We start from the raw sequence: 12,855 nt of genomic DNA, 5'->3' as shown, positions 1-12,855 counted from the left end.
CCTCCGTGAACCGCGGTATTCCATCACCGTATAGTGGCCCGACCAGACTGCAGGATGATGCCCGTGACGACACCGCTCCCCTTCAATGCCGAAACCAAGCCCGCTGCTACGGTGCTCGCGCCCACTGCGCCGGGCGCGCCGCTGCCCGCCGGACATCCGCCGGTCAATTTCGGCAAGATCGGCGTCCTGCTCGTCAATCTCGGCACGCCGGATGGCACCGACAAGGTGTCGATGCGCCGCTACCTCAAGCAATTCCTGTCCGATCGCCGGGTGATCGAGTGGTCGCGCGTCTTCTGGTATCCGATCCTCTACGGCATCGTGTTAAACACCCGTCCCGCCAAGGTCGGCAAAGCCTATGCCACGATCTGGAACAACGAGCTGAATGAGAGCTTCCTGCGCACCTATACCCGCAACCAGGCAGAGAAGATGGCCGCCAGCTATGCGGACCGGCCGCAGGTGGTGGTGGATTGGGCGATGCGCTATGGCCAGCCCTCGATCCCCTCGCGCATGGACGCGCTGCAGAAGGCCGGCTGCGAGCGGATCCTGCTTTTTCCGCTCTATCCGCAATATGCTGCCGCGACCACGGCAACCGTCAATGACGAGGCCTTCAAGTCGCTGCTCGGCATGCGCTGGCAGCCGGCCTTGCGCACCGTTCCGCCCTATCACGACGACCCGGTCTATATCGAGGCGCTGGCCAATTCGATCACCCGCCACCTTGCCACGCTCGACTGGGAGCCGGAGGTGGTGCTGACATCCTTCCACGGCATTCCGCAGAGCTACTTCAAGAAGGGCGATCCCTATCACTGTCAGTGCTACAAGACCGCACGGCTGCTGCGGGAGAAACTCGGCTGGTCGAAGGAGAAGCTGCGGGTGACCTTCCAGTCGCGCTTCGGGCCGGAGGAATGGCTGCAGCCCTATACCGACAAGACGGTCGAGGCACTGGCCAAGGAAGGCGTCAAGCGCATTGCCGTCATCAATCCCGGCTTCGTCTCCGACTGTCTGGAGACGCTCGAGGAAATCGCCGGCGAAGCGGGCGAGATCTTCCACCACAATGGCGGCGAGCACTTCACCCACATTCCCTGCCTCAACGACAGCGAGGACGGCATGCGCGTGCTCGATCATGTCGTGGCACGGGAGCTGAAGGGCTGGGTCGATTAGCCGTTCCGCCTGCCATGTCGGCATGCTAGACCCCGAATTAGGATACCCTGTTTGAAAGGGACGGCAGCATGTTTGGCGGATTTGATCTCGTCGTCGTGGCTCTGGTCGCCATCGTCGTTTTGGTACTCGTCGCCGGCATCAAGACGGTGCCGCAGGGCTATCGCTACACGGTCGAGCGCTTCGGTCGCTATACGCGCACTCTTGAGCCCGGTCTCAACCTGATCGTCCCGTTCATCGACCGCATCGGCGCGAAGATGAATGTGATGGAGCAGGTGCTGGACGTGCCGACCCAGGAGGTCATCACCAAGGACAATGCCTCGGTTTCCGCCGATGCCGTCGCCTTCTATCAGGTGTTGAACGCGGCCGAAGCCGCCTATCAGGTGGCCAATCTCGAGAGCGCGGTCCTGAACCTGACCATGACCAATATCCGCTCGGTCATGGGCTCGATGGATCTCGACGAGCTGCTTTCCAACCGGGACACGATCAACGACCGGCTCCTGCGCGTGGTCGATGAGGCGGTCGGCCCCTGGGGCATCAAGGTCACCCGCGTCGAGATCAAGGATATCCAGCCGCCCAAGGACCTGGTCGAGGCCATGGCCCGCCAGATGAAGGCCGAGCGCGAAAAGCGGGCGCTGGTGCTGGAGGCGGAGGGCGCGCGCAATGCCCAGATCCTGCGGGCCGAAGGCTCGAAGCAAGCGGCGATCCTGCAGGCCGAAGGACAGCGGGAAGCCGCCTTCCGCGATGCCGAGGCGCGGGAGCGCCTGGCGGAAGCGGAAGCCAAGGCGACGCGCATGGTCTCCGAGGCGATCGCCGCGGGCGACGTCCAGGCCATCAACTATTTCGTCGCGCAGAAATATACCGAGGCGGTGGCGGCCGTCGGCACGGCCAGCAATTCGAAGATCGTGTTGATGCCGATGGAGGCCTCGGCGCTGATCGGCTCGCTCGGCGGCATCGGCGCCATCGCCCGCGAGGTTTTCGGTGAGGCTCCGGCCGGCGGCCCGGCACGCCCGCGGCCGACCGGCCCCGTCGTCGGTAACCGCCCCGCACCGTCGACGGTCGACCGAGGCTGAGCCATGCTGGCGCGAATACTCGAGGAACTCGGTCCTTGGAGCTGGTGGGTGGCTGGCCTTATCTTGTTGGCCCTGGAGGTCGTCGTTCCCGGCGTGTTTCTGGTCTGGTTCGGCCTGGCGGCAATCTTCACCGGCGCGCTGGCGCTCCTCTTCTGGAATGTCGCGAGCTTCGAATGGCATATCCAGCTGATGCTGTTCGCGGTCTTCTCGGTCGCCACGGTCCTTCTCGGCCGTCGCCTGATCGGCAGAGAGAGCGGGACCGACCAGCCGCTGCTCAACCGCCGGAGCGAGGGCCTGGTCGGCCGGACCGCGATCCTGGAAGAGCCGATCGCCGAAGGGGTCGGACGCATCCGGCTCGGCGACACGCTCTGGCGTGTCGAAGGTCCTGATCTGCCGGCCGGCACGCGCGTGCGCGTCGTCGCCGCACTCGACAGCCGCCTGCAGGTACAGGCCGCCTAAGCCTTGAGCTTTCGAGACATCTTGAGCCTTCGCGACATGGCGATCCCAGCCGAGGATATTCGGCCAGCCAAGCGCCAGCAGGCCGGCAGCAAGGAATGGTTAACCATGCTCCTTTACTGTCGCGCAAGAACTGCATTCCCGAGCGCGGACAGGTCATGGCGCCCCTTTTTCCAGAGAGACACAGAAGGAGCCTCCGCCCGCATTTGCGTGCCACCCTCTGCGACGTCTTGCGGCCTCCCCTCTTCGTTTCGCCACCCGCAGCGATGATGGCCGCGCTGCTCGCCTCCATCCCGCTTCCGGCTCTTGCGCAGAGCGCGGACGCGAGCGAGACCGCCACCGCTTCGCCCTTCTCGGCCGCCCCCCGCCCTGCCTTGCCCGGTGCATCCCCCGTGGCCCCAGATGCGGACCCGGCAACGACGGCGGCCATCAACGGGCTTGGCGACGATGAGACGCTGCAAGGCGCGCTTGCGCTCGAGGACGATCGCGTGCGGGACAATCTGCGCGAGGGCACTGTGGATGGCCTGAAGTCGACGCTCGATACGACGCGCAACGACGCACAGGGCATCCCGATCGGCACCTTCACGCTGAAACCCTCGATCGGCCAGACGCTGAACCACGAGAGCACGCGCAACAGCGACGGCAGCCGCGAGAGCCGCACCTATACCGAGACCGGCCTGAAGGGCACCCTGACCTCGGACTGGTCGCGCCATCAGCTGACCGTGACGGGGGAAGGCTATTGGCAGAAGAACATCGCCGGCAGCGGCGAAACCGAGCCACGCGCATCGATCGATGCCGATCTGCGCCTCGACATATCCCACGCGACGACCGCGACGCTGCGCGCCGGCTATGCCTTCGACCGCGAGGATGCGACCGACCCCAATGCGGTGGAGAACGCGACCACCCAGGCCGGCGTCAATCATTATAGCCTCGGCGCCGGGCTGGAGCATGACTTCGGCATCCTGCGCGGCTCCGCCCGCCTCGACCTCGACCGCTTCGCCTATTCCGATGCCCGGCTTGCAGGCGGCGGCACGCTCTCGACCAGAGATCGCGACCGAGACGTGGGCACGGTGACAGGGCGCATCGGCTATGAGCTGTCCCCCGCCCTCATCCCCTTCATCGAGGCCTCGCTTGGCCGTGGCCGGTATGATCTCCGCCTCGACAGCAACGGCTTTGCCCGCTCCTATGACACGCTCGCCGGCCGTGGCGGCGTGCAGTTCGACCTCGGCGAAAAACTGAACGGCGAGCTTGCGCTCGGCTATGCGCGCTACCGTTTCGACGATCCGCGGCTGAAAGACCTGAATGGCATCACCATCGAAGGCCTGGTCAACTGGTCGCCGCTGCGCGGGACCGACATTACCTATGGCCTCTCCACCACGCTCGAGCCCTCGACGACATCGGGCGAGAGCGGCGCGCTCGCCTATACGCTCTCCAGCAAACTGACGCATGAACTGCGCTCGGCGCTGGTTGCCCGGCTTTCGAACAGCCTTACCTTCCGCAACTATCCGAACGGCGCCGCCTCCAGCGATCAGAAGGTCTGGCTGGCCGGCGCCGGGCTGACCTATGACATCAACCGCTACCTGGCGCTGACGGGCGACGTCAGCTACGAGCGCACGATGAACGAGGGCGGCAACAGCACCAATGTCGCCCGCATCGGCGTCGGGCTCACCCTGCGCCGCTGATTCCTAGTCGTCAGTCTGAAACGACAAAGGCCGCACCGTCCTTCGACGATGCGGCCCTTCATTGTGCGTCTCTTCGCTTAGCGCTCGAGAAGCGCCTTGAGCGGGCCTTCGACCGAGCCGCGAATATCGCTGCGCGAGAGCGCAAAGGCGACATTGGCGAGGATGAAGCCATCCTTGGCGCCGCAGTCATAGGTCTCGCCCTTGAAATGATAGCCAGCGAAGGGCTGTTCCTTCAGCAGCTTCAGCATGCCGTCGGTCAGCTGGATCTCGTTGCCGGCACCGCGCTCCTGGGTCTCCAGGATGTTGAAGATTTCCGGCTGGAGGATGTAGCGGCCATTGATGAAGAAGTTGGACGGTGCCGTGCCGGCAGCCGGCTTCTCGACCATGGCGGTGATGGCGAAGCCTTCGCCGATCGTATCGCCCACGCCGACGATGCCGTATTTATGTGCCTGATCCGGGGCGCATTCTTCGACGGCGAGAACATTGCCGCCACTCTGATTGTAGAGATCGACCATGCCCTTGAGGCAGCCCTTCTCGCCACGCATGATCATGTCGGGCAGGAGAACGGCGAAGGGCTCGTCGCCGACGATGTCGCGGGCGCACCAGACGGCATGGCCAAGGCCAAGGGGGGCCTGCTGGCGGGTGAAGCTGGTGAGGCCGGCCTGCGGCAGGATTTCCGACAGAAGCGTCAGCTCCGCCTTCTTGTTGCGCTCGCGCAGCGTCTGCTCGAGCTCGGTATTGATGTCGAAATAGTCCTCGATCACCGCCTTGCCGCGGCCGGTGACGAAGACGAGATGTTCGATGCCGGCCTCAAGGGCCTCCTCGACGACATACTGGATGACGGGCTTGTCGACCACCGTCAGCATTTCCTTCGGAACGGCCTTGGTGGCGGGCAGGAATCGCGTTCCGAGACCAGCTACGGGGAAGACGGCCTTGCGGACCTTACGCTTGTCACTCATCGAAATCTCCAGATTGTAAAGCTGATGTCAAAGTGGGCGGCGCCGATCACGCGTTCCCTTAGCAGGCGGCCGGGACGCGTGGCTGTTTTTTTTGGGAGAAGAAGACGCAGGCGCCGAATGATGGTAAAGAATTTGTTGACCTCATTTCCTTAGACTGACGGGATGCCGGCTTGAAGTCGGTGAATCGTCCGACCTTCGTCAGCCACCGGCCCGAGGGTCTCGTGCCTTGGAACACGTCTCGTCGCCTGACCGGCTGCGAGCATGCGATACGGAAACGACAGTCCGATGACCAACACCCGTCAGACCTTTCGCCGTCTCTCCGCCGCTCTGATTGCGGCGGCGACCCTCTGCGCGGCTGTGCCCGCCCGTGCGGATGCCGGCTTCCAGAACTGGATCAATTCCTTCTACACGACAGCCGCGCGGGAAGGTATCACGCAATCCACGTATCGCAAGGCCTTTGCCGGTGTAAAAACACCTGACGCAGACGTTGTGGAAAAGGCCAATTTTCAACCAGAGTTCAAGAGCAAGATCTGGGAATATATCGACAGCCGCGTCAATCCCTATACGCAGCAGATCGGCCGGGAAATGGCCGCCAAGCACAAGCGCACGCTCGATGCGCTGGAACGACACTTCGGTGTCGACCGGACGATCTTGCTTGCCATCTGGTCGATGGAGTCGAACTACGGCGCTGTTCTGAAGAAGGACGAGCGGTTGCATTATGTGCCGCGCGCTCTGGCGACGCTTGCCTATGCCGACCCGAAGCGTGCGAAGTATGCGCGAACGCAGCTGATCGCCGCGCTCAAGATCCTCCAGGCCGGCGATGTCACCCCGCGCGAGCTCAACGGCTCCTGGGCCGGCGCCATGGGCCACACCCAGTTCATCCCAACGAGCTATCTGCTCTATGCCGTCGATGCGGATGGCAATGGCCATCGCGACATCTGGAACTCGGTCCCCGACGCTCTGGCGACCGCGGCCAATCTCCTGAAACAGAATGGCTGGCAGCCCGGCCAGACCTGGGGCTACGAGGTGGCGGTGCCGAATGGCGGTACGGCCTATTCCGGCCAAACGAAGACGCTGAAGCAATGGGCAGCACTCGGCTTCCAGCGCCCGAACGGCAAGGGGTTCCGCGACGGCAGCCAGCGCGCGACATTGAAGGCGCCAGGCGGGCCGGGAAGCCCCGGCTTCCTGATGACCAAGAACTTCTTCGTACTGAAGCGCTACAACGCCTCGGACTCCTACGCACTCGGCGTCGGCCTGTTGGCCGACGAGATTGCCGGCTATGGCGGCCTGCAGCAGGCCTGGGCCCGGCCGGATGGCACGCTCGATATCAAGCAGAAATTCGAGCTGCAGTCGCGCCTGAAGGAACTCGGCTATTATGACGGCGAAGTCGACGGCAATTTCGGCTCCGGCTCCAAGGCGGCGATCGAGGCCTTTCAGAACCGCAATGGCCTGACGCCCGACGGCCAGCCAACCCAGACGCTGCTGCGCGCGCTGCGCAACTGATCGCGGGCCGGATCGACGGATTTGTCCGTCGATCCGGTTCCTCCTGCGATGTTTCCCTCGACGGCATCCTTCTCTATGGTAAGCCCATGACGCCGAACCTTCCTCCCCGCGCGGGGCGCGACAGACGAGCCCAGACCTATGGCGCAGCAGCGACAGTGCGGCGCTTTCTGACGCTCGTGCTGGCCATCGTTCTCGCCTGGCCCCTTGCTGCGCTCTTGCCGCCCGTCGCACCTGCGGCGGCGCAGGAACGCCGCAGCATCATGGACTTCTTTTTCGGCCGGCCGCGGGTCCGCGAGCCCGTCTACGAGAGCTATGGAGACGGCAATACGTTCGCGCCCGCCCCACGCCGTGCGCCGGCCAAGCCGCGCGTCAAGCGCGCCAAGCCCAAAGCCGCCGCAACCGCTCCGGTGGCCGCCGAGCCGGTCGTCGTGGAAAAGCGGCCGGATGCCAAGAAGGTGCTGGTCGTCGGCGATTTTATCGCCGGGGGTCTCGCGACCGGATTGCAGCAGGCCTTTGCCGAAACGCCGGGCATTCTGGTCGAAGATCGCAGCGAGGTCTCCTCGGGCCTGGTGCGCGAGGATTACTTCGACTGGCCCGACATGCTCGCCGCCTTCGCCGATGACGTGAAGCCGGCACTGATCATCATCAGCCTCGGCGCCAATGACCGGCAGCAGATGAGCGTGAACGGCGCGCGCGAGAAGTTCCGCAGCGATCTCTGGTCGGCCGAATATGCCGCGCGGGTCAAGGCCTTCGCTGATCAGGCACGCGGCCGAGGCGTGCCGCTCCTTTGGGTCGGCATGCCCTCCTTCCAATCGACCGCGATGAGCGCTGACATGGTGGTGCTGAACGGCATCTACCGCACCGAGGCCGAGAAGGCCGGCGGGCAGTTCATCGACATCTGGGACGGCTTCGTCGATGAGAACGGCAAGTTCGTCACCACCGGCTCGGATGTGAACGGCCAGCAGGTGCGCCTGCGCGGCGCCGACGGCATCACGCTGACAGCCGCCGGAAAGCGCAAGCTCGCCTTCTACGTCGAGAAGGACATTCGCCGGCTGCTCGGAGAAACGGCCGGCGATGGCGCGATTCCCGCCGCAAGCGGCATGAAGGACCTGCTCGTCTCGGCGCCCACCAGCGACAGCATCATCCGCACGCCGCCGATCAGCCTGACCGATCCCGAACTCGACGGCGCGACCGGCCTCCTTGACCCCTCTGCCATCGACAAGGGCAACGGCCTCAGCCTGCGTGACAAGCTGATCGAAAAAGGCGAGGTCGCCACCGCCCCCGCCGGCCGCATCGACGACTTCCGCCTCGCCAAGCCAAGCTCGGTGATCAGCAATCCGGTGATGCGGAATTGACCGTGGGCTGAGATGGCTCGCCTTGTCGGGGGGGCCAGTTGGCCATGCCCGGCCAACCCCTCACCCTTGCGCCGTCGGCCGGATCACCAGGCTGCCGATCTCGACGTCGGACGGCTGCTCGATCGCGAAGCAGATCGCACGGGCCACGGCATCGGCCGGCATGGCGAGCGTTGCCGCCTGGGCCTCCATGTCGCGACGCAGCGTCTCGTCGGTGATCGAAGTCAGGAAGTCGCTCTGCGTCATGCCTGGCGAGATCTCCGTCACCCGCAGGTGAGGCCCGGCCTCCTGGCGAAGCGCTTCGGTGAGCGTGCGCACGGCATTCTTCGTCGCGGCATAGACGCCCATCGTCGGAACGATGCGCAGCCCAGCCGTGGAGATGACATTGATGACGTGGCCGCTCTTCTGCCGACCGAAGACGGGCAAGGCGGCAGCAATGCCATGCAGTACGCCGCGCAGATTGACGTCGATCATCGCGTCCCACTCCTCGACCTGCAAAGCATCGAAGCGAGACAGCGGCGCAATGCCGGCATTGTTGACGATCACATCCAACCTGCCGAAGGCGTCACAGGCCGCGTCGACCAGGGCCGCCACCGCGCCGCGCGACGTGACGTCTGTCGGGCGATAGAGCACGCGGCCGCCCGCCTCGGTAATGGCCGCGGCGACAGAGGCAAGCGCTGCTTCCCGGCGGCCGCCGAGCATGACACTGGCGCCCTGGGCAGCGAGCATCATTGCGGTGGCGCGGCCCATGCCGCTCCCGGCGCCGGTGATAACAACAACCTTTGACAAGTCCGACATGGTTTTCTCCTCGCAATGGACAGAAGCGGGAAGGCTAGTCGGACCCGCATGGATGAACTATGCTCCCAACACCATGTCTTCGTCGCAATCGTCCAGACTTGATCAGGATCCACTCTCGGCCGTGTTGATGACCCTCGGCATTCGGGTGGGGGGACAGAACCGGCTGGAGGCATCGGGGTCCTGGGGCCTGACCTTTCCGATGCGGCCGCGCTTCAAGATCGTCGCTTGCCTGAAGGGTCAGTGCTGGATCATCCTGCCTGGGCAAGCGGCTACAGAACTTCGGAGAGGCGACGTCTTCCTCGTGGGAGCCACCGCGTATGGAATTGCCAGTGATCCACAGGCGTCCTTGGAAGACGGCGATCATCACTTTCCCAACCCTTCGGTCAGCATTGCGAGACTCGATGGCGAGGAAACCGTGCTGATGGGTGTGAGCATCACCTTCGCGCGGGAGGGCGCAGAGCTCCTGAACCAGACGCTTCCCCCTTTCGTGAAGATCGAGGCCGACGCGCCCCAGGCCACCGCGGTCGGACGAACGCTGGCCCTTCTGGAAGATGAGGCGGCGCGAGACATGATGGGCAGTGCGCTCGTTTCCGCCAGGCTGGCTGAGATCCTGTTCGTCGAGGCGCTGCGTGCCGCGGTCAAAGCGCCCGGCACGCCACCGCATGGTTGGATCGCCGCGCTGGCAGATCCCCCCATCGGTGCAGCACTGGCGCTAATGCATCAAGACTGCGCCCGACGCTGGACCGTCGCCATGCTGGCGCGGGAGGTCGGCCTGTCACGCTCGGCCTTCGCCGCCCGTTTCCAGGCCCGGGTCGGACAGTCGCCGCTCGCCTATCTCACCCGATGGCGGCTGACCTTGGCGCGCATGCTGCTCGACCATCCGGGCGCGACCATCGCCGGCATATCCGTCGATGTCGGCTATGATTCCGCAAGCGCCTTCAGCCACGCCTTCAAGCGCGCCTTCGGCCATAGCCCGCGCGCAACACCGACAATACCGTCCTGACGACGTCATCTCAGGCCGGCTGCGAGGCGCAAGCCGGCCGAGCCCATGGACCGCGCCGAAGGGCTCAGCGCGGCAGGACAGTCGCGCCCATCAGCGCCTCGTCGATGGCGCGGGCGGCCTGGCGGCCTTCGCGGATGGCCCAGACGACCAGCGACTGGCCGCGGCGCACGTCGCCGGCCGCCCAGAGCTTGTCGATCGAGGTGCGGTAGTCGCTGTCATTGGCGATGACATTGCTGGAGCCGCGCTTGTCGGTGTTGATCGCCAGCCGTTCGCCCAAATCCTTGAGCACGCCATCGGTTGCCGGGCCGCGGAAGCCGATGGCGATGAAGGCGAGATCGGCCTTGATGACGAATTCCGAACCGGCGATCGGCTTGCGGCGGTCATCGACCTGGCAGCACTTGACGCCGGTCAGGGCGCCGTCCTCGCCGACGAATTCGAGCGTCGCCACCTGGAACTCGCGGACTGCACCCTCGGCCTGCGAGGAGGAGGTGCGCATCTTGGTCGCCCAGAAGGGCCAGACGGCGAGCTTGTCTTCCTTCTCCGGCGGCTGGGGGCGGATGTCGAGCTGGGTCACCTTGACCGCACCCTGGCGGAAGGCGGTGCCGACGCAGTCGGACGCCGTATCGCCGCCGCCGACAACCACGACATGCTTACCGCCGGCCAGGATCGGGTCCGACGGCCAACCGATGCTGTCGATGTTCTCGCGGCCGATGCGGCGGTTCTGCTGGACGAGATAGGGCATGGCATCGTGAACGCCGAAGAATTCGACGCCGGGAATGCCGGCATCGCGCGGGGTCTCCGAACCGCCGCAATAGAGCACGGCATCATGCTCCTCGAGCAGGCTGTCCACGGTTCGATCGACGCCGACATGCACGCCGCAATGGAACACGACGCCTTCGCCGCGCATCTGCTCGACGCGGCGGTCGATGAAGTTCTTCTCCATCTTGAAGTCCGGAATGCCATAGCGCAGCAGGCCGCCCGGCTTGGTTTCGCGCTCGTAGACGGCGACCGCATGGCCGGCGCGGGCGAGCTGCTGGGCAGCCGCCATCCCGGCCGGGCCGGAGCCGATGATGCCGATCGACTTGCCGGTCTTGGTGACCGCCGGCTTCGGCACGATATAGCCCATCTCATAGGCCTTGTCGGCGATCGCCTGCTCGACGGTCTTGATGGTGACCGGCGCATCCTCGAGGTTCAGCGTGCAGGCTTCCTCGCAGGGCGCGGGGCAGATCCGGCCGGTGAACTCCGGGAAGTTGTTCGTCGAGTGCAGGTTCCGGATCGCCTCTTCCCAGTTGCCGTTGTAGACGAGGTCGTTCCAGTCCGGGATCTGGTTATGGACCGGACAGCCGGTCGGGCCGTGGCAGAAGGGGATGCCGCAATCCATGCAGCGCGCCGCCTGCTTCTGGATCTCGGGATCCGACATGGGAATGACGAATTCGCGGAAATGACGAATGCGATCGGAGGCCGGCTGGTACTTGGCCAGTTGCCGGTCGATCTCCATGAAACCCGTTACCTTGCCCATAATCTTGCCCTCACGCTCGTTCTCTGTTCGCGGCCAGCCCGTGCCACCCAGCCTGCCGCTTCATCATCCGTCCAGCCGGTCAGCGCTCGGCGCCGCCTGCCCTTTTCCCCATTGTCCCCGGTTTTCCGGGCTTCTCAAGCCGCTTTCATCACCGGCGACTGAAAAACTTCGCGGCCATCGCCTCGAGCGAGCCGAGCAGCGGCAGCTGTTTCTTGCGCGTCGGCAGCCGGGCGATCAGCGGATCGTCGAAGGCGCTCGCGCCCGCCTGCGGGATCATCATGTCGAGCGGCAGCGGAAACGCTTCGATCAGCGGCTCCGCGTCGAACGGCTTCGGCTCCCAGACCGTGTCGATCGCGGCGATCACCGCGCCCCAATCGGTCTTCTCCCCGCGCGGCTGGAACCAGACGTCGAGATGCGTCTTGCCGAGGCCGCGATAGAGATCGACAAAGCGCAGGTCGATGACGCCACTCTCGTCGGAAAGGTCGATCCTGCCGAGGCCCGACTTCTTCGCCCGCGGCGAGAAATAGAGGCAGGGAATGCCGTAGCTTTCGGCAAAGACCATGCCGTGCAGGCTGGTGGAGACGATCCGCTTGCAGGCGAGGATCTCGTCGAGCCGAGTGCGCAGCGCCGCGATCGAGACCGGCGTTACCGTGTTGATGAGACGGATCCGCTCGCGGTCGGCGGCATCGACGCTGTGGCGGCCTTCAGCATCCTTCGCCCGCGCATCGAAGCTGCGCTCGGCGAGTTCGGCGAGATGCAGGATGACGCCGAGTTCGGCCGTCTTTTCAGATGGAGCCGGGTGGAAGCGCGGCAGCAGCCAGAGCGGATCGCCATAGACCGCCGGGCCGCTCATGTCGCCGCCAAGTACGCGCCGGCTGAAGGGGCCGCGGGTGGCGTGAAACGTCATTTCGGTGCCGGCCGGGCGGCTATAGGCGAGCTTCTGCTCGCGGGCGGCACCGGGGTTCAGATGCGGCGAGGTGCCTGTGCCCCAGAGATGGACATGGCCGCCGGCCATCATATGTCCGATCGTGCCGACGGCAGCGAGACGCGTGGTGGTGGATTTGCTCGGCACATGAGCCACGTTCCGGCGCGCCATCATCGCGACGATGACCGGGGACAGGGCATCGCCGAGATTGAGATAGTCCTCGCCAGCCGGCGGCGTCACCCAGGAAAGCGGGATCGGCGCCGAGGAAGAGACGATATCGGAAAGCGAAGAAGCCAAGCGCGTGGGTACCTGTTGCTTTAGAGAGGCGCACGAGCGCGCCAGAAGGAGGGCAGAGACGCGACCGCCCCAGCCCTCGATTGTGTGGCAACCGCTTCCCTGAAAGAGCGGCCGCACGGAATGATGGGAGTGT

At 65.1% G+C, this 12,855-nt stretch carries 11 protein-coding genes; 7 read left to right on the top strand and 4 right to left on the bottom strand.

What is annotated here, in order from left to right; all coding sequences use genetic code 11:
• The first annotated feature begins 57 nt into the window (after nucleotides 1-57).
• The 4 genes from hemH to ACLE20_RS07795 all read left to right on the top strand — a co-directional run bounded on the left by hemH (nucleotide 58) and on the right by ACLE20_RS07795 (nucleotide 4,366).
• Nucleotides 58-1,158 (top strand): ferrochelatase, encoded by a 1,101-nt coding sequence (hemH, locus tag ACLE20_RS07810; RefSeq protein WP_410939896.1) that lies wholly within the window; start codon nucleotides 58-60, stop codon nucleotides 1,156-1,158.
• Between the two features lie 68 nt (nucleotides 1,159-1,226).
• The gene (locus ACLE20_RS07805) at nucleotides 1,227-2,228 is read left to right on the top strand and encodes an SPFH domain-containing protein (protein WP_410939706.1); all 1,002 of its coding nucleotides are present in this window, start codon (nucleotides 1,227-1,229) and stop codon (nucleotides 2,226-2,228) included.
• 3 nt (nucleotides 2,229-2,231) lie between these two features.
• Entirely contained in the window at nucleotides 2,232-2,687 is a 456-nt protein-coding gene (locus ACLE20_RS07800) for an NfeD family protein (protein ID WP_410939705.1), read from the top strand.
• 203 nt (nucleotides 2,688-2,890) lie between these two features.
• Complete coding sequence (locus tag ACLE20_RS07795) at nucleotides 2,891-4,366, top strand: outer membrane beta-barrel protein (protein WP_410939704.1); 1,476 nt, start codon at nucleotides 2,891-2,893, stop codon at nucleotides 4,364-4,366.
• Between the two features lie 77 nt (nucleotides 4,367-4,443).
• Here ACLE20_RS07795 and galU read toward each other — a convergent pair whose 3' ends face one another.
• Nucleotides 4,444-5,325, bottom strand: a complete 882-nt coding sequence (gene galU, locus ACLE20_RS07790; protein WP_410939703.1) for a UTP--glucose-1-phosphate uridylyltransferase GalU — start codon at nucleotides 5,323-5,325, stop codon at nucleotides 4,444-4,446.
• A 285-nt stretch (nucleotides 5,326-5,610) separates the two neighbouring features.
• Between galU and ACLE20_RS07785 the strand changes: the two genes are divergently transcribed.
• Nucleotides 5,611-6,828, top strand: coding sequence for a lytic murein transglycosylase (locus ACLE20_RS07785; RefSeq protein WP_410939702.1), 1,218 nt, complete (start codon nucleotides 5,611-5,613; stop codon nucleotides 6,826-6,828).
• A gap of 260 nt (nucleotides 6,829-7,088) precedes the next feature.
• Nucleotides 7,089-8,183, top strand: a complete 1,095-nt coding sequence (locus tag ACLE20_RS07780) for a DUF459 domain-containing protein (protein WP_410939895.1) — start codon at nucleotides 7,089-7,091, stop codon at nucleotides 8,181-8,183.
• Between the two features lie 60 nt (nucleotides 8,184-8,243).
• On the opposite strand, the gene ACLE20_RS07775 is transcribed toward ACLE20_RS07780, so the two are convergent.
• Nucleotides 8,244-8,978, bottom strand: coding sequence for an SDR family oxidoreductase (locus tag ACLE20_RS07775; protein ID WP_410939701.1), 735 nt, complete (start codon nucleotides 8,976-8,978; stop codon nucleotides 8,244-8,246).
• Here ACLE20_RS07775 and ACLE20_RS07770 point away from each other — a divergent pair.
• Nucleotides 8,881-9,981, top strand: coding sequence for an AraC family transcriptional regulator (locus ACLE20_RS07770; protein WP_410939700.1), 1,101 nt, complete (start codon nucleotides 8,881-8,883; stop codon nucleotides 9,979-9,981). The genes ACLE20_RS07775 and ACLE20_RS07770 overlap by 98 nt on opposite strands.
• Before the next feature lie 64 nt (nucleotides 9,982-10,045).
• Here ACLE20_RS07770 and ACLE20_RS07765 read toward each other — a convergent pair whose 3' ends face one another.
• Nucleotides 10,046-11,500, bottom strand: a complete 1,455-nt coding sequence (locus tag ACLE20_RS07765) for a glutamate synthase subunit beta (protein ID WP_410939699.1) — start codon at nucleotides 11,498-11,500, stop codon at nucleotides 10,046-10,048.
• A gap of 148 nt (nucleotides 11,501-11,648) precedes the next feature.
• Entirely contained in the window at nucleotides 11,649-12,722 is a 1,074-nt protein-coding gene (locus ACLE20_RS07760; protein WP_410939698.1) for a polysaccharide pyruvyl transferase family protein, read from the bottom strand.
• Nucleotides 12,723-12,855 lie beyond the last annotated feature (133 nt).

Source organism: Rhizobium sp. YIM 134829 (genome assembly GCF_046546455.1).
Note: the sequence above shows the minus strand (reverse complement) of the source record. Positions and strands in the feature narration are given on the sequence as shown.